The sequence below is a fragment of the Arthrobacter sp. 05N33_2 genome (assembly GCF_056397425.1).
The window spans coordinates 144,496-161,024 of sequence record NZ_JBFTNJ010000004.1 but is presented as its reverse complement, the minus strand read 5'-3'; the positions used below and the strand labels follow the sequence as shown (position 1 = coordinate 161,024).

14 protein-coding genes are annotated in these 16,529 nt (G+C 64.0%); 10 read left to right on the top strand and 4 right to left on the bottom strand.

Translation table 11 applies throughout. The features are described from left to right. Positions 1 to 11: 11 nt before the first annotated feature. Positions 12 to 794, bottom strand: coding sequence for an SGNH/GDSL hydrolase family protein (locus AC1DHX_RS05110; protein ID WP_476860360.1), 783 nt, complete (start codon positions 792 to 794; stop codon positions 12 to 14). 41 nt (positions 795 to 835) lie between these two features. Between AC1DHX_RS05110 and AC1DHX_RS05105 the strand changes: the two genes are divergently transcribed. The 5 genes from AC1DHX_RS05105 to AC1DHX_RS05085 are packed head-to-tail and all read left to right on the top strand — an operon-like array spanning position 836 to position 6,287. Next, entirely contained in the window at positions 836 to 1,684 is an 849-nt protein-coding gene (locus tag AC1DHX_RS05105) for a glycosyltransferase family 2 protein (protein WP_223915154.1), read from the top strand. Continuing rightward, positions 1,677 to 2,831 carry a glycosyltransferase gene (locus AC1DHX_RS05100; RefSeq protein ID WP_476860359.1) on the top strand — a complete coding sequence of 385 codons (1,155 nt, stop codon included), beginning with the start codon at positions 1,677 to 1,679 and terminating at the stop codon, positions 2,829 to 2,831. Before AC1DHX_RS05105 ends, AC1DHX_RS05100 begins: the two co-directional genes overlap by 8 nt. Then, positions 2,815 to 4,257 (top strand): hypothetical protein, encoded by a 1,443-nt coding sequence (locus tag AC1DHX_RS05095; RefSeq protein ID WP_476860358.1) that lies wholly within the window; start codon positions 2,815 to 2,817, stop codon positions 4,255 to 4,257. Before AC1DHX_RS05100 ends, AC1DHX_RS05095 begins: the two co-directional genes overlap by 17 nt. Further along, positions 4,254 to 5,012 carry a CDP-alcohol phosphatidyltransferase family protein gene (locus tag AC1DHX_RS05090; protein ID WP_230006829.1) on the top strand — a complete coding sequence of 253 codons (759 nt, stop codon included), beginning with the start codon at positions 4,254 to 4,256 and terminating at the stop codon, positions 5,010 to 5,012. The genes AC1DHX_RS05095 and AC1DHX_RS05090 overlap by 4 nt, the downstream gene beginning before the upstream one ends. Continuing rightward, entirely contained in the window at positions 5,013 to 6,287 is a 1,275-nt protein-coding gene (locus tag AC1DHX_RS05085) for an MATE family efflux transporter (RefSeq protein ID WP_476860357.1), read from the top strand. Positions 6,288 to 6,332: 45 nt separating this feature from the next. On the opposite strand, the gene AC1DHX_RS05080 is transcribed toward AC1DHX_RS05085, so the two are convergent. Next, entirely contained in the window at positions 6,333 to 7,811 is a 1,479-nt protein-coding gene (locus tag AC1DHX_RS05080; RefSeq protein WP_476860356.1) for a glycerophosphodiester phosphodiesterase, read from the bottom strand. Between the two features lies 1 nt (position 7,812). Beyond that, on the bottom strand, positions 7,813 to 8,265 hold the full coding sequence (locus AC1DHX_RS05075) for an FAD synthase family protein (protein WP_476857313.1): 453 nt from the start codon (positions 8,263 to 8,265) through the stop codon (positions 7,813 to 7,815). Between the two features lie 440 nt (positions 8,266 to 8,705). On the opposite strand from AC1DHX_RS05075, the gene AC1DHX_RS05070 reads away from it, so the two are divergent. The 5 genes from AC1DHX_RS05070 (at position 8,706) to dcd (ending at position 15,242) form a co-directional block, all read left to right on the top strand. Then, positions 8,706 to 11,630 (top strand): CBM96 family carbohydrate-binding protein, encoded by a 2,925-nt coding sequence (locus tag AC1DHX_RS05070; protein ID WP_476860355.1) that lies wholly within the window; start codon positions 8,706 to 8,708, stop codon positions 11,628 to 11,630. A gap of 423 nt (positions 11,631 to 12,053) precedes the next feature. Further along, positions 12,054 to 12,407, top strand: coding sequence for a hypothetical protein (locus AC1DHX_RS05065; protein ID WP_476863720.1), 354 nt, complete (start codon positions 12,054 to 12,056; stop codon positions 12,405 to 12,407). 54 nt (positions 12,408 to 12,461) lie between these two features. Then, a complete protein-coding gene (locus AC1DHX_RS05060; RefSeq protein WP_476857316.1) occupies positions 12,462 to 13,907 on the top strand; it encodes a tyrosine-protein kinase domain-containing protein in 1,446 nt (481 codons plus the stop codon). Between the two features lie 234 nt (positions 13,908 to 14,141). Continuing rightward, positions 14,142 to 14,588, top strand: coding sequence for an SRPBCC family protein (locus AC1DHX_RS05055; RefSeq protein ID WP_476857317.1), 447 nt, complete (start codon positions 14,142 to 14,144; stop codon positions 14,586 to 14,588). A gap of 78 nt (positions 14,589 to 14,666) precedes the next feature. Further along, positions 14,667 to 15,242: a dCTP deaminase gene (dcd, locus tag AC1DHX_RS05050; protein WP_026538211.1), complete on the top strand. Its 576-nt coding sequence runs from the start codon at positions 14,667 to 14,669 to the stop codon at positions 15,240 to 15,242. Positions 15,243 to 15,330: 88 nt separating this feature from the next. On the opposite strand, the gene AC1DHX_RS05045 is transcribed toward dcd, so the two are convergent. Beyond that, entirely contained in the window at positions 15,331 to 16,527 is a 1,197-nt protein-coding gene (locus AC1DHX_RS05045) for a cation:proton antiporter (protein WP_028275381.1), read from the bottom strand. Positions 16,528 to 16,529: the final 2 nt, after the last annotated feature.

Genomic DNA, 16,529 nt, shown 5'->3' with positions numbered 1-16,529 from the left:
CACAATGCATCCTAGGGGGTAGCCATGGTGGCCAGGGTCTTGGAAATCAACGCGTACATCTTGTCGGCGAGGTACTGATGGCCGGCGTCGGTCGGGTGGACGCCGTCGGCGCCGATGAGCTTGGAATCGGCGCCGAAGAACCAGCGCTCGCTCAAAGGGTCGACGAACTGAATGCCACCGGCAGACGCTGCCCCGGCGATCGCCTTGCTGTCACTGGTGATGAAGTCCGGCACCCGCTCGTTGACCCAGGCCGGCCCGACGACGATCAGCTTCGCGTGGGGCGCCCGCTCGTGGATCTTTGTGTAGAGATCCGTCGCAGCCGCAGCCATCGTTGCAGGGTCCTGCTTACCGTCGTTCCTGCTCCCAAAGACGAGAACCAGATCTGCCGTCGAGCGCAGGCTGGTGGTGGCGGCTTCGGCGAACGTGACTTTCTCGGTTCCCCTGACGATGTACCCGGCGCCGGGATGGCCGATGACGTTCATGTCGACCGGATGGGATTCCGAGTAAAAGCGGGACCCGACGATCTTTGCCCAGTTTGCTGCTCCGTAGCCACCCTGGTCGGAGCCAACAACGTAGGAGTCGCCGATGATGTCAACGTTTGGGACCGCGGCACGGCTCGATTCCGGCGTGCTGGCAGCTGGAGCCGGCGAGGGAGCGGCCCCGTTGCCCCGCGCGGTGAATGCCAGCACAGCAATCATGACCGCCACGACGGCCAGCAGGCCAAATCCAAGTTCCTTCACGTGACGGAACCGGAAGGATGATCTGGTCCTGTTTGCGCTCTTCAGAAAATCCATTCGCAAAGACTATCGGCAATCCACTCTCGAGGGGGAAGTGAATGCAGAAGATACCAGCTTCGGTCCTGATTCAGACGAAAAATGAAGAGGCGAGCATCGAGAGGTGCCTGGCGGCACTGAGCGACTTTGACGAGGTCATCGTGGTCGATTCAAACAGCGCCGACCGGACCGCGGAACTTGCCGCCGCCGGCGGTGCGACCGTTATCAACTTCACCTGGAACGGGGCCTACCCGCAGAAGAAGCAGTGGCAGCTTGAACATGCGCCGACGCGCCACCCGTGGATCCTGTTCCTTGACGCCGACGAATTTCCGAGCCGGGAACTGATCGAGGAAATCGCCGTGATCGTCTCGGATCCGCTGGAACGCCGTGTGGCTTTCGACATCCCCATCTCCTATCACTTCGCTGGCAAGGTTCTCAAACACGGCCACCGGGTGGTCAAGCGTTCGCTGTTGAAGCGGGGCTTTAACCGCTATGAGGACACCGGTTTGGTGAATCTCCCGGTGATGACAGAGCTGGAAGTGCATTACCAGCCAGAGGCGACAGGTGAGGTGGGACGCACAGCGGGCCTGCTGGCACACCACGATCTGGATCCGGTCCGCACCTGGTTCGACAGGCACAACAAGTACTCCGACTGGGAGGCCTACATCCATGCCGACCCGGCCATGCGGCGCTCGGTGCGCTCGTCGAAAAGCCTGCAGGGCCAGCGCTTTGATGTCGTCCCGTTCAAACCAGTTGCCTTCTGGGTCTACAGCTACATCGTCCGGGGCGGCTTCCTGGACGGACGGGCCGGCATGGACTACGCCGTCGCCCTGGCCACGTACTACTGGCAGATCGGCCTGAAGACCCGCGAGCTACAGCAAAACGGCAGCCGGCTGGCTGAGCATGTCTGAAAATCGCGCATCGTCGAGGCCGCCCCTGAGCGTGCTGCAGATCGGCGGCCTGGCCGGCCCGGGGGCCGTCGCGGGCGGCGTCTGGGCGGTCGCGCGCATGCAGACTGCAGCGCTGGTGCGCCGCGGTGCCGCTGTTGAACTCGTCGGGGGCTGGCTCGGCGGCCGGCCGGCCACTCGCCCGGAACCGCATGAAAGAATTTTCCGCGTCCGGCGCCCTTTCCGGGGCGCGCGTCTCAGGGGCCTGATTGGGGTTGGCCTCGTCAGGCATGTTTGGGACCGGAGCCGCCAGGTCGACGTCGTCCAGCTGCACCTCTGCCGCGACTTCATCACGACCTTCAGCGCCCTGGTGCTCCGCGGTGCTGCCATTCCCGTCATCGCGCAGGCCCACGGCATGCTGGCAGCGCCGCGTTCGCGCGGGTTGCGGGTGTTCGATGCGCTGATCTTCCGTCGGGCGATGCGGACGCCGCAAATATGGCTGACCCTGACGGAGGCCGAAGAAAAGAACCTTGAGTCCCTCGGCGTGCCGAGGACGAAGATGCGCAGGGTGGTGAACGCTACAGCCGACCCCGGCACCGTGTGGGAAGACCCGCAGACCCCCACCTTTCTGTTTGTTTCGCGGCTGGCGGCGCGCAAGCAGCCCACGGTGTTCGTCGAGGCAGCCATTGCCCTCCTGCGGGAGGGATCGGAAGCCCGGTTCGTGGTTGCCGGACCTGACCAAGGCGAACTGGAGAGCGTGCACCGTTTGATCGAGGCTTCAGGCTTCCGCGACCGGTTCGATCTTCCGGGGGAGTTGACGGAACCCCAGGTGCTGGAGGCGCTGTCCCATGCGACCGCCGTCGTTTTGCCCGCCCGCCACGAGCCTTACCCGATGGTGATCATCGAGGCGGCGGCTGTGGGTACGCCCATCATCCTGACCTCGGAATGTGGACTGGCCGCGCCCTTGCAGAAAGCGGGCGCGGCGGTTGTCGCCGCACCCACGGCCGGGGCCTTCCACGCAGCCATGGCCACAGTGGCGGCCAGCCAGGATCTGCGGCTCCGGCTGAGTGCGCGGGCCCGTGAGCTGCACCTGGGTCTCTGGTCTGCCGAATCCCTCGCGGAAAGTCTCCTGGGATTGTATGCGGAGGCGATAGATGCTGGCCGGCAGTGACCTCCGGAGCCCGATCAGCCTGCCGGGCGAGAGGAAGTCAGGAATCGGCGCGGCGCTGGCGATCCTGACTTTCTTGTGTTTTGCCGTCGCCATACCGCTCATCCTGCGGTCGGCGTCGGAAGCCACCTACAGCGATACTGACTTCCTCATCCGATATTCGGTGCTCCTCTATGCGGCTTTCCGCATGAGTGCCATTCTCTGGAAAGACCAGGTGCGACCGGTAGCCGGTGTCTTCTGGATGTTCGTCTATGTCTGCCTGGGCGTGGTTCCACTGGCCCAATTGTCGACCGGCGCGTCAACCATCCTTGCTGTCCAGGTCGACGACTCGACCTTGTCCGCGGCAACCGCCATCACTCTTCTTGGCTGCGTCAGCTTCGACCTGGCCTATCACCTCAGACTCTTCAAGAACTTGGGCGGCCCGGCGCCCGTGCGCAAGCTGCGGAGCATGGAAACCCTGAGGATCTTTGCGACAGCCGCGATCCTGGGCGGGCTGATATACGTGGCTCAGGTCGGCGGAATCAGCGTGTTCTTTGCCAGCCGGCAGGAGGCGAGCCAGGCCCTGGACCAGGTGAGCCCCGACAGCGGACAAGCCGCCCGGGCGATCATCTCCGCCTTCGGCTCCGTAACCTGCCTGGTGGCGCTCATTTTCTACATCCACATATTCCGGGTCCTCCGAAGTTCCCTCAACCTGCTTGACTCCGTATTAATAGTCGGCCTGGTGGTGCTCAATGTCGTCGTGAACAACCCGATCTCCAACTCGCGTTACTGGACGCTGGCCGTGCTTTTCGGCTTGGTCATGCCGCTCATCGGGTCACGCAAAGCCCTCTTCAACTTGGCGATCGTCGGCGGGGTAGTGGCGGCGATCTTCCTTTTTCCGCTAAGCGACATCACCCGCCGGGCAGCGGGGACCGGCGTCATGCTCCAGACGGATTCGGTGTGGCGGATGATCTCGACCAAGGACTATGACCAGTTCAGCATGCTCGCGAATACCCTTGGGTTCACCCGGGATGAGGGACTGACCTGGGGGTACCAGTTCCTTGGCGCCGTGCTGTTTTGGGTGCCGCGCGTCGTCTGGCCGACGAAACCGCTCGACAGCGGTGTTGAGGTCGGCCAGTGGATGAGCAGTGCCAACGTCAACCTGTCGTCCCCGCTGTGGGCAGAGGCCTGGATCAATTTCGGAGTCATCGGGGTGGCGGTCACATTCGCCCTGCTGGGGCTGCTGAGCAGAAGGCTCGACGTCGGCTTCGGCGCGGGTGCCTTGTCCGCCGGATCGGTGGGCTATCTGGGCGTCGCCATCTTCTCCGGGTACATGTTTATCCTGCTCCGCGGCTCTTTGCTGCAGTCGATGGGGAGGCTGCTGATCCTCGCCCTGGCCATTGCTGTTCTGAGCGTGAGCGCCAAACGAAAGCCAGGTGACACGAAATGAGTACGGACAAGCTCGAGCGTCCACATGCCGCAGGGCCCGGTTTTGCCCAGTCCTTCAGGGAGCTCAGCCTGGCGCAGAAGGGCAAGAAAGGGGTGCCCCTGTACTGCCTGTACGTCAACCGGCCGGCCGGCCGGGTGGTCGCAGCCGCGCTCAGGAACACCCGGTTCGGGCCAAACCAGGTGACTTTCGCTGGGGCGTTCCTTACCTACGGGGCGTTGCTGTGGCTGGCCCTCGGGGCAGGAACCGGGGCAGGTTCCGCGCTGGTGGGAGCCGTGCTCGCCGCCGGGTTTGTCCTCGACTCCGCAGACGGGCAGCTGGCAAGGCTCCAGGGACGGAGCTCAAAATTGGGAGAGTGGCTCGACCACGTGCTGGACAGCGGGCGGATCGTCGTCCTGCACGGAGCCGTTTTCTGCTTCCTCCTGCGCACAACTTCCATTCCGGCGCTGCAGCTGGCCGCGCTGTGCGGCGTGTTCCTTTTCGCCAACTCCACAATCTTCTTCGCCGGCGCACTGTTCGATCAGCTGACCCGTCAGGCGGGGCAGCGCCCGTCACCTCCCGGCCACGATGCCTCAACTTCGATAAAGCGATCAATCCTCACGTTGCCAGTCGACTACGGCGTGACGTGCCTGGCCCTGATGACAGTGCCGTGGATCAACATATTCCTGCCCAGCTACGCGGCCTTGGCGATCTTCCATTGCGTCTTCTGCGCCGCCTATGTGGCGAAGTTTTCCCGTGCCCTGGCAAGGATGGACTAGATGGCCCGCCTGAGCAGGTATGTCGCCTTCGGCGATCAGGCCGTATCCAGCATCTCGAACTTCGTCGCGGTAGCCATTACGGCCAATGTCGCGACCCCCGGCCAGTTCGGTCAGTTCTCCTTGGGCTATGCGGGGTTGCTCCTGTTCCTGGGCGCCCAGCGTGCGCTTATCGGAGAGACAATGCTGGTCAAATACTCCGCCGCGGGCTCCCTTAAAGCCCCGGTGAGAAGAGGCGTTTTGGGTGCCAGCGTACTGGTCGCAGCCGCCACCGTTCCGTTGCTGCTGGCCGGCGCCGTCGTGGCTGACCAATCGGCCCGCCTCATCTGGTTTGTCGTCGCCGCGAGCCTGCCCTTCGTGCTCCTCCAAGACACGCTCCGGTATTTGTTTATCTGCGAGCACCGTCCATGGCGGGCGCTGCTCATCGACGCTGTGTGGGCCGTCTTGTCGATCACGTCCATGGTGGCTGTCGCGTCCACCACCGGAGCCGTGTGGGCCGTCGTTCTGTGCTGGGGCGGCGGCGCAGCGGCAGCTTTGGTCCTGGGACTCCTGCTGGGGCGGGTGCTGCCTTCGCTGCGCGACGGCAGGCGCTGGCTGGGCGTCAACCGTAACCCCGGGCTTCGCTATCTCGGGGAGTTTTCAGCGCTCAACGCGTCCAACTTCGTCGTGCTGTATCTCTTGGCGCTGCCTCTGGGTGCTGCTGGCGTGGGTGCGCTGCGGGCGGCGCAATTGCTGTTCTCGCCCCTTAACACCGCCTTTTCCGCTATCAAGATGGCTGTCATTCCCGAGCTCGTGCGCTCCAAGGGCACTGCGGTCTTTCGAATGCGGCTGATCGAAACGGCTGTGGTCGTGGCAGCCATGGCCGGGCTGTGGGGCGCGGCCGTCATGCTGCTGCCGGGCTCCATAGGGGCCCTCGTGCTCGGCGCATCCTGGGAGGCTGCGTCCGGGCTGCGACTTCCTTACTTGGTGCAATACTTCGCGATGGTTCCCTACACCGTCTTGCTGGCCTACTACAGGTCCGTCCAGGCGAACAGGCTGTCGACGCTCATGCGGGCAGTTCTGGCCCTTCTGACGCTTGTGCTGCCCCTTGCCCTGGCGTATGCGGGCGGAACCGTTGGCGCCGCCTGGGCGTTTGCGCTGGCAGTCGCGGCCGCGGTTGTCGTCGGGGGGACCGCCACCGTTGTGTCGAGATCCCGTTCCCGTTCCCGGACAGAATCGTCGTTGCATCGGCCCGATCCGGCGGAAGTCGAGCTCCGGCGGGCTGCTGACGCCCGGTGAGCGCGGCAGAACACGGCGGGTGGCCGGCCCTGCCGGGCATCCGGTCTAGGTGACCGTGACACCCCTGAACTGGACGGGGACCGGGGCAGGGTAATCCTTGCAGAGACTGATGTAGCCCCCGCGATACTCCCGGTCCATCGTCTCTCCTGACCAGCCCGCGCCGTCTACCCTCGAGAACCGGATGGAGGACGGCGTAACGTCGATTTTGAAGTGCATCCATTCCCCGGGCTTCACGGGTGATGTCGCGATCGTCTGTAGCCGTGTGCCGGCGGGATTGCCTGGGTCGCGCCGGTACAGGACCAGCTCTCCGGCCGGCCGAATGATCAGGTGATATCCCCCGACGCTGCTTGGCACCAACACCCGGTAGGGGTTGTCATCCTGTTGCCCGAACGCGATTCCGGCGTGCTGAAGGTTCGACGGAAGTTCCTGGGGCCAGCACATTTCGAACGTAATGCTGTGGATCTCTTTCGTGACAGGACCCATTGAACCCAGCCGGTAGCTGAAGTTCTCGCTTTTATCCAGCACTACTGATGCCGATGCCGCGTCGATCACCGGTTGGGCTCCCCAGCCTTGGTCAACAGTCCAAGGAAGGTCGCCGGCGGCCCGGGAACCGGTCGAGAACGTGTCTTGAGATTCCGCGGTCGCCGATGTCACATAGGGGATGTTTGAGCACATCAGGCCTTGAACGCCCAGGCTGGTCACGCGGTTGGCAGCGGAACGAGTATGGATTTCCCAGCAAATGACGGGCTTGCCGTAGGCCACGACCTTACGGACCGTCGCGTCATCGGCGGTGTGGTAAACGCCAAGATAGTCGAATCCGGCGGCGAGCTCGTCCAAACGGGGAATGGCATCCGGCATGAAGTACCCCCACGTTTTGTAGCCGCGCTTGGCGGCTGCCGCAACCTGGAGGGCGGGGGCCGGTTGCTTCCAGATGAAATGCTCGGTGGAATTCGGGTAGCTGTCCATCAGGTCAAGAAGCGTTCTTGTGTTCGTGCCTTGTTTGTCTTCGATGAAGATGACATGCGAAGCCGCGAACCGGTCAAGGACGTCCCGTAGCTTCGGAATGGGCTCAAGGGCCGTCGACGGGCCAAGCCAAGCGCGGGCATCGACCCGGAGGCCGCTGAGCTCGGCATAGGTAAGTTCCGCGACCTTGCGGTTTTGCCCGGTCACCCTGAGCGCACTTTGGTCGTGATGGCACACCAGCACGCCGTCCTTGGTGGCGTTCACCGAAACTTCGAGCGCCGGAACACCGGAATTTACCGACTGCTCATAGGCGTGCATAGTGTGTTCCGGCCAGTTATCTCCTGAGCCGCGGTGAGCCACAATAAAACGATCATTTTCGAATAGCGTGGCTACTGTGTGAATTCGTGGAGCTTGAACAGGCGGACGAGCGGGCGTGCATCCGGCCAGAAATAATCCCGATGCTCCAAGGAAGATGGCCTGGCGCCGGGAGAGCGCTCTGCGATTTTCCGGAATATTCCCAGTGTCGGTTCCTGATTTCCCCGCACTTCGATTTGCCTGCATTTCACGCCTTCAATGACTCGTTGTCTTCAAGGCCGTTATCAAGCAGGTTCAGGGCGCGCCGCAGCAGGGTGCTGGAGGTGTGAACGGTGTAGGGAAAATACACCACCTCGACGCCGAGCGCCAGCATGCCGGCTTCGAGGCGGTTTCCCTTTTCTGTTCCGCGCCAATCATCGCCTTTGAAAATTACGTGGAAGCCAACGGCATGCCAGGCGTCTACTTTGTCCGGGTAGTTGTCGACCACCACCTCGTCGACAAGCCGGATATTCCGGACGATTTCAAGCCGTTCATGAAGAGGCACGACAGGCTCTCTGTTCTTCACGAGCAGTGTCGCTTCAGTGGAAGCCACTCCCGCGACCAGATAGTCGCAGTGCAACCGTGCATGTTTGAGCAGGTTGAGGTGCCCGACATGGAAAAGATCATAGACACCGGATGCATAGCCGATACGAACAGTCACAACGAACTCGATTCTTCACGAATGCCGAATAGGTCATAGGCACCGGCCGGCCGTCGAGGCGCTGGGCTGGTCCCCCCAATTCCATGCTGAGGGTGTTATTGCCTGACGGAAAGCACTTTGGGGAGAAACGCGTGGGCGGGCGGCTAAAGCAGGTAGCGGGACTAGTAAGACAAGTAGGAGGGGTGGAAAAGCTAGTAGGAGCAACCGTTCCCGCCCTTGGTCTTTGCTGATTTGATCTTGGTAGCTTCAGCCCTGAAGTTCATGATTACGTAACCGGGGGGGACTCCATGCGTCAAAAAATCCCAGCTGTTCTAGCGGGCATAGCGCTAGCGGTGGCGCCGTTAATTGCCACCAGCAGCTCCGCGCTCGCTCTATCTCCGGGAGTTGCGTTTTCCGCCAACGCCCTCCCGACTTGGCAGACAAACGGCGTTGCCTGGACCATGGCCCAGTCAAACGGAGTTGTCTACGCCGGCGGAACTTTCACCCAGATCCGGCCTCCTGGCACCGCCGCCGGCAGCGCCCAGTCAAGAAATGCAGTGAACTTCGCGGCCTTCGACGCGTTCACCGGCAACCCGACTTCCTGCGCCTTGTCCGTGACGGGCGGCACAGGTACAACCGTTCGTGCCCTGGCGGTAACTCCGGACGGCAGCCGGCTCTATGTGGGCGGTCTGTTTGGGGCCATCAACGGCGTCAACACCACCCGCATCGCTGCCGTCAAGCTTCCTGGCTGCACGGTAGACACGACCTTCCGGCCGGCAATCGTCTCGGCCACAGTCCGGACAATCGCCGCAACCGACACCGCCGTCTATTTCGGTGGCGACTTCCAAACGGTCGGGACCGAGGCCCGCAGCCGTTACGCGGCCATGGACTCAAACGGCGCGCTCCTTCCATGGGCGCCGGCCGTCAACGCGTCAGCCCGCGCGCTGGACATCCCCGCCGGCCGCAACGTGGCCGTCCTCGGTGGCGATTTCGCAACTGTGAACGGCGTGGCATCCCAGTCGATCGCCGTCGTCGATACGAACACCGGCGCGAACGTGAGGGCATACGGCGCAACGTTCATCTCGCGCACGTCATTTACAAAATCCATCGTTGACGACGGGCAGAACTTCTACATCGGCAACGAGGGCACCGGAGGCGGCGTCTTCGACGGACGGGCACGATTCAGCCTTGACACCTACGACCAGGTGTGGAGGGACACCTGCCTCGGAGCCACCCAGGCGGTGGATGTCTACGGCGGTGTCCTCTACGCCGCCAGCCACGAGCACGACTGCTCGACCATGAATGAAATGGCAGACGGCGTCCGGCAGCACCTGACGGCACAGAGCGTCAACGCCCCGGCACCCCAATTGGGGTGGAGCCCTGATACCAACGACGGGATTGGTGAAGGCATTGGCCCCAGGGCCATCGTCCACACGAATCGGGGTTCGGGCGACATGCTCTGGGTCGCCGGCGAATTCACCACCACCAACGGCACCGCCCAGCAGGGCCTGACCAGGTTCGGCCCCGGCCCGGGAACTGTGGCACCTTCCTCGCCCAGCAACGTCAGCGCGGAAAGCCTCAAGGCCGGCGAAAACCAGATCCGGTGGCGGGCCAGCCTCGACAACGACGACTCGGAGCTGAGCTACAGCGTCTACCGGAACGGCTCTTCGACCCCGCTGGGAACTGTTAATGCCAGCTCGCTGTGGTGGTCGACAGGCCAGGTGTCCTTCACGGACAAGACAGCCGTACCCGGAACGCAGTACAGCTACCGCGTCCGGGCGACTGACGGCACCAACACCGGTCCGCTCTCGGCCTCGGTGGCCGTCACAACAGCGAGGAACACCGCAGCCTACCCGGCCGCTGTCCTTGGGGCAGGTGCCAGTACGTACTGGCGGCTTGACGGCAACGGTCCGACGGTCGGCGCCGACAGCTCTGCGGGCAACAACCTGGAACTGAGCTATGGCGGACCGGCATTTGCCGGCGACACCGGAGCCATTGCCAATGACACCAGCCGCTCGACGACGTTCAATGGCACGAGCGCATTCGCCTACGGCCAGAATCGGGGCAATGCGCCCACCGTCTACAGCGCGGAGGTGTGGTTCAAGACGAACACGACCCGGGGCGGGAAGATCTTCGGCTTCGGCAGTGGCCAGCCCAACCGGCACGGTACCAATCCCGGACTCAGCAGCAGTTACGACCGGAACCTCTACATGACGAACGCGGGCACGCTGATCTACGGTGTCTACGTCAACGGCACAAGGACGGTTAGCTCGGTTCTGCCCTACAACGACAACGCCTGGCACCACGCCGTGGCGACGCAGGGCAGCGACGGCATGCGGCTTTACGTGGATGGAACCCAGATCGGCGCGCTGCCGAACCAGACTGCAGCGCAGGGCTACTGGGGTTCGTGGAAGATTGGCGGAGACCAGCTGAACAGCTGGCCGTTGCGGCCCTCGAGCAACTACTTCGCCGGCTCCATCGACGAGTTCGCCGTGTACCCGACGGTGCTTTCGGCGGCTCAGGTCACCGATCACTTCAACATCGGCAAGGGAATCGGACAGCCGGTCCCCGACACACAAGCTCCCGCGGCCGTGACAGGAGTTGCGGCCGCGGTACATGCCAGTGATGTGGCCGTTTCCTGGAACGCAACCACTGACAACGTCGGGGTTACGGCATACCAGGTCCACCGTTCCGATACCAGCGGGTTCACCCCGTCAGCAGCCAGCCTCGTCGCCACGGTGAACGGGAGCACGCTCAGTTGGACTGACGCGGGCCGTCCGGCCGGAACGTCCTACTATCAGGTTCTCGCCGCCGACGAGGCCGGCAACATCAGCGGCCCGTCCAACGAAGCATCCGCAACGGTGGTCCCGCTCCCGCAGCCGGTCACGCTCACGCTGACCCCGACCGCCGACACCTACGTGAATGCGGGAGCGCCGAATACCGCAACAGGGTCCTTCACGACCCTGGCCACCAGGGGTACGTCGGCTTACATCACCTACATGAGGTTCAATGCGTCCTCGCAGGTTCCTGCGGGCCAGCACCTCGTGTCGGCAACCTTGAAGTTCTCAACTACCGCGGATTCCTTTGCCGGGTCCGCCGATCCGCAGCAGACGGTGGCGATGGCCGGTGACTGGTCCGAGGCGACGACGACCTACAACAACCGCCCGCAAACCAGCAGCACCTTGCTGGGAACGCTGACCGGTCCGACGGCACCGAACGCGTCGTACTCAATTTCGCTCGACGCGGCCGCAATCTCGGCAGCGCTCGCAGGTGACATCAACTTCTCGATGCAGAGCGCTGGAACCGACAACATGTGGTTCTTCTCGCGGGAAGCCTCTGCTGCCAAACGTCCGGCCCTGGTACTGAACTTCGAGCCGAATCCCTAAGTAAAAATAGCTCTCGAAAGAAAACATCCCATGTATAACGGTCTCTCGAAATCCCTGGGAATGGTGCTTCTGGCGGCTGCGGTCTTCGCAGCCGCCGGTTGCACCTCCCCCGGAAATCCCAACGCCACGTCCGCGTCCGCCAACTCAACCTCCCCGTCCGCCTCAACCTCCCCGTCCGCCTCAGCTTCTGAGGCTCCGGCCGCTCCTCCGGGGGCTTCCCCCTCGGCTCCCGCCACGGGAGCCAAGACAGCGGCACCTGCTAACACCCCCGCCGCCTCCGGCGAGGCGCAAGCCCCGCAGGCTGCACCCAAGCCCACTTTTGCGCCTCCCGAGCAGCGGTATCTCGCTTCACGGGTCCCCCAGGGCACCGACCCGAACGCTGTCCTTCAAGTCGGACAGGAAAGCTGCGCCCAACTGGAAAATGTGAAAGCCACGGACCAGAAGGCCGTGGTGTCCCACTTGATCGAGAAGGTGGACGCGGAGGTGGTCGCTGCCATTAATGATCTCTGTCCCGGGCTCCAGCCCGAGCTCGATGCCGCGCGCCGCGGCTTCACCGACGGCGACTTCACCATCGGTGCGGCAGCGCCCAAGGAAGGCGGTGGTTCAATCTCCGCAGGTAAGTACGAGGCATGGAATCCCTCCTCGAACTGCACACTGGTGGCCTACGATGCAGCAGGCGGGTCGATTGCGCAATCGAACGGTACGTCGGCCTTCACCATCCCGGCCGGCACCGCCCGCGTCGTGTCGGATGGATGCTACACCTGGCTGGCCGCATGAAAACGCGCCGCTTCGCCTGGAATGCTGCAACCACCGCCTGTGAAAGGACCCGCAATGGACGTCCGTGAACAATTGCTTATTTTGCGCCGAAGCTGGCGCCTGATCACTGTCCTGGCGTTGCTGGGAACGATACTCGCGGGCGTGGCATCCTTGCTGACTCCCACGTCCTACACGGCATCGACGAGCCTTTTCGTTTCGACGCAGAACTCGGAAACGTCCGCGGAACTGCAACAGGGCAGTGTCTTCGCATTGGCGCGCGTCCAATCGTATGTGGACGTCACCTCAAAACCGACCGTGCTCCAACCCGTCATCGACAAGCTCAACCTCGGCATGACCCCGGAAGCCTTGGCCGCCAAGATCAAGACATCCACCGCGCGCAATACGGTGATCATCGAAATCGAAGCCAGGGACGGCTCCGCCCAGCGGAGCGCCGACATCGCCAACGCCGTCGCTGCCAGCCTCATCACGGCTGTCGCTGACCTGGAGCGGCCCACGAACGGAACGCCGACCCCGGTCCGGCTCAGCCCGGTGGACCACGCCACCACGCCGACCGAGCCGTCGAGCCCCAACGCGAAGCTGGACCTCGGCCTGGGCCTCTTGTACGGGCTCGCAGCCGGAATCGCGGCGGCCGTATTGCGCCATGTCCTGGACCGCAACATCCGGACGGAATCGGATTTGCGCAAGATGACTGATCTGCCGCTCTTGGCAGGAATCACTGAACAGACTGCCGGCCGTCTGCCAGGGGCCCCTCCCTCGGTCCTGGGCGGTTCGGGCGCGGAGGCGTTCCGCAAGCTTCGAACGAACCTCCAGTTCGCAGGTGTGAACCGGCCGATGCGCTCGATCGTTGTTACTTCCGCGTCAGCGGGGGAGGGGAAGAGCACGGTCGCGCTGAACCTTGCCGTCACTATCGCCAAGGGCGGCCAGAAGGTCATCCTCGTGGATGCGGATCTTCGTCTTCCCTCAGTTGCTTCAGCGACTGGAATCGAGGGGGGCATCGGACTCACCACTGTCCTTGTCGGAACGTCCAGCCTCGACGACAGCATCCAGTACTGGTCCGACGACGGTTTGGCGCTGCTCGCCTCGGGTCCTCTGCCGCCCAATCCCAGTGAACTGCTCGGTTCAGCAGCCATGAGCCGACTTCTGGAGGAGTTGCAGAAAAAGTTCGACGTGATCATCGTCGATTCCCCGCCCATCCTCCCCGTCACCGACGCCAGTGTGCTGACCAAGAGCACCGACAGCGTGTTGCTGGTGGTCGGAACGAAGAGGGTGAGCCAACACAGCCTGGCCAAGGCAATCGACCAGCTCAATTTTGTCGACGCCAACATTCTCGGCGTCGTCCAAAACAGGATCCCCCGTCGGGGCCCCGACGCCAACACGGCGTACGTTGCCGGATACGGCGCCGAACATCCCGATCGCATCCCTCCCGTCGAGAACCGCGACGACGGTTCCTTCCGGCCCGCCCACGTTCGCCGCGGCAAGTTCGCGAGTGTGGAAACCTGATGATGTCTGCCGGGTTGTCCGGGCCCTGCCATTGGCGGGGCCCTTTGGCGGGTCTTCTTTGGCGGGCCCCGCAGGGCGATGAGCGACGACCGCCCTGGGGTGGCCCCGTAACTCTTCGGTAAAGGACCTGGAGCCGCCGCGGTACTGGCGGCCCGGGCGAATATCCTGAATTGGTTAGCTGCACTGTGGGGGAAGCGGGCTACGCCCATTGCCGTCCGCCAAGCAAGGATTTTCGTGGCATTCGCAGAGTACGACGTCGTCATCCACCGTGACGCCATGAGCGTGTACAACTTCCTCCTGGACCCGGGTCACCTGCCACTCTGGCGGGAGGGGGTCCGGAGCGTGGAACTACACTCCGGTGCCGCCGGCGCCAAAGGTGCCGTGTACCGGCAGACGGTCGCCGGACCGGGCGGACGACCCGTGGCCGCAGACTTCGAAATCGTCGAAGCCCGGAAGGGGGCGGAGATCCAGTACCAGGTCATCGTCGGGCCGGCCCGGCCGCACGGCGGCTACTACCTGAGCACCGAGGGTCCCAGCACCCGCGTCCGATTCGCCCTGAACTACGAGCCCAGGGGGTTCATTGTCCGCCTGACTAAACCCTTCCGCCGGCGGATGAAGGCCGAGGTCGGCCAACTCGAGCGGCTCAAGTCCCTCCTCGAAGATATGCCCGTTACGGAATAGACGCCCCGTTGGAGTAACACTTGGCGGCTGCACCCGTTCATGAAGCCGGGCAGGGCCCCGTGCGGTATTTTTGAACCTGTGCTGATCTCTGACCGCGACATTCGAACCGAAATTGACTCCCAGCGGATTGTCCTCGAACCCTTCGACCCCGACATGGTCCAGCCGTCCTCGGTGGACGTCAGGATCGACAAGTTCTTCCGGCTGTTCGACAACCACAAATACGCCCACATTGACCCGGCCGAGGAACAGCCCGAGCTGACCCGCCTGGTGGAAGTTGAGTCCGGCGAGCCGTTCATCCTGCACCCGGGGGAGTTCGTCCTTGGCTCCACGTACGAGACCGTGACGCTGCCGGATGACATCGCGGCCCGCCTCGAGGGCAAGTCCTCGCTCGGCCGGCTCGGCCTGCTGACGCACTCGACGGCGGGTTTCATCGATCCCGGATTCTCCGGCCACGTCACGCTGGAACTGTCCAACATGGCCACGCTGCCCATCAAGCTCTGGCCCGGTATGAAGATCGGCCAGCTGTGCTTCTTCCGGCTGTCCTCGGCCGCGGAACACCCGTACGGTTCGGGGGAATACGGCAACCGCTACCAGGGCCAGCGCGGGCCCACGGCCAGCCGCAGCCACCTGAATTTCCACCTCACCAACATCTAGGCGGGACGGCTGCCAGGCCGGACGGCCGCGCCGGCCAAGCCAGCCTCCTGGCCAGGCACCCAGTGCGCTGAGTCGCAGGGCGGCAGCGTTACGCCGGGCCCGAGGTCCGGAACGCGGGCCGCCGTGCCGGACGGCGCAGGAGCCGGACCAGCGGCTCCACAAAGCGGGCGGCCAGCGGCCCCACGATCGCCATGATCAGAACGTAGGCGGTGGCGAGGGCTGCCAGATCGGCGGGCACCACGCCGGAGGCAACGGCCAGGCCGGCGATGACAATCGAGAACTCGCCGCGTGCGATCAGGGCCGCGCCCGCGCGGTAGCGGCCGGGAATGCCAATCCCGGCCCGCTTGGCCGCCCAGTACCCGGTGACCACCTTGGTGGCTGCCGTCACCAGGGCCAGCAGCAGGGCCCAGCCCAGGACCGGGGGGATGGACCGGGGGTCGGTGTTCAGGCCAAAAACCACAAAGAAGATGGCCGCGAAGAGGTCACGGAGCGGTTCCAGGACGCGGGTGGCGCTGTGGGCCGTGGCGCCGGAAATCGCGATGCCGAGCATGAAGGCGCCCACTGCTGCGGAAACCTGCATCGCGGCCGCGAGCCCCGCGACCAGAAGTGCAGCGCCCAGCAGGTTGAGCAGGAAAACCTCGGAGTTTTCGCTGTGCACGGCCTTGGACACGTGGTGTCCGTGCCGCAGGGCCACCACCAGGACCAGGCTGACGACGGCCAGGGAGATCCCCACCGTCTGCAGCCCCAGCAGGATGCTGACGCCGGCCAGCGTGGCGGTCAGGACCGGCAGGTACACGGCCATGGCGAGGTCCTCGAACACCAGGATGGAGAGGACCACCGGAGTTTCCCGGTTGCCGATCCGGCCAAGATCCGTGATGACCTTGGCGGCGATCCCGGACGATGAAATGTAGGTGACGCCGCCCATCACCATGGCCCCCACGACGCCCCATCCCAGCATCACCGCGAGCCCGGCACCGGGCAGGAAATTGAGCAGCAGGTCCAGGACGCCGGCCTGCCAGGACCGCCGCAGGCCGGTGACGAGCTCGGACGCCGTATATTCCAGCCCAAGCATAAGCAGCAGGAGAATTACGCCGATCTCGCCGGAAAGGTGCGCGAACTCGTGCATGCCTTCGAGCTTGACCAGGCCCCCGGCCCCGAAGAACAGCCCGCCCACCAGATAGAGCGGGATGGGGGACATGCCGATCCGCCCGGCCAATCTGGCCAGCAGGCCGAGGCAGAAGACGACGGCCCCCAGCTCGATCAGGGTCAGCGCGAGCGGATCCATCC

Bases quoted from the DNA above. Each gene is read 5' to 3' on its own strand.
- AC1DHX_RS05080 (WP_476860356.1), bottom strand. From the start codon at position 7,811: ATGCAGGCAAATCGAAGTGCGGGGAAATCAGGAACCGACACTGGGAAT.
- AC1DHX_RS05060 (WP_476857316.1), top strand. From the start codon at position 12,462: ATGGACGTCCGTGAACAATTGCTTATTTTGCGCCGAAGCTGGCGCCTG.
- AC1DHX_RS05100 (WP_476860359.1), top strand. From the start codon at position 1,677: ATGTCTGAAAATCGCGCATCGTCGAGGCCGCCCCTGAGCGTGCTGCAG.
- AC1DHX_RS05110 (WP_476860360.1), bottom strand. From the start codon at position 794: ATGGATTTTCTGAAGAGCGCAAACAGGACCAGATCATCCTTCCGGTTC.
- AC1DHX_RS05090 (WP_230006829.1), top strand. From the start codon at position 4,254: ATGAGTACGGACAAGCTCGAGCGTCCACATGCCGCAGGGCCCGGTTTT.
- AC1DHX_RS05070 (WP_476860355.1), top strand. From the start codon at position 8,706: ATGGCCCAGTCAAACGGAGTTGTCTACGCCGGCGGAACTTTCACCCAG.
- AC1DHX_RS05045 (WP_028275381.1), bottom strand. From the start codon at position 16,527: ATGGATCCGCTCGCGCTGACCCTGATCGAGCTGGGGGCCGTCGTCTTC.
- AC1DHX_RS05105 (WP_223915154.1), top strand. From the start codon at position 836: ATGCAGAAGATACCAGCTTCGGTCCTGATTCAGACGAAAAATGAAGAG.
- AC1DHX_RS05095 (WP_476860358.1), top strand. From the start codon at position 2,815: ATGCTGGCCGGCAGTGACCTCCGGAGCCCGATCAGCCTGCCGGGCGAG.
- AC1DHX_RS05085 (WP_476860357.1), top strand. From the start codon at position 5,013: ATGGCCCGCCTGAGCAGGTATGTCGCCTTCGGCGATCAGGCCGTATCC.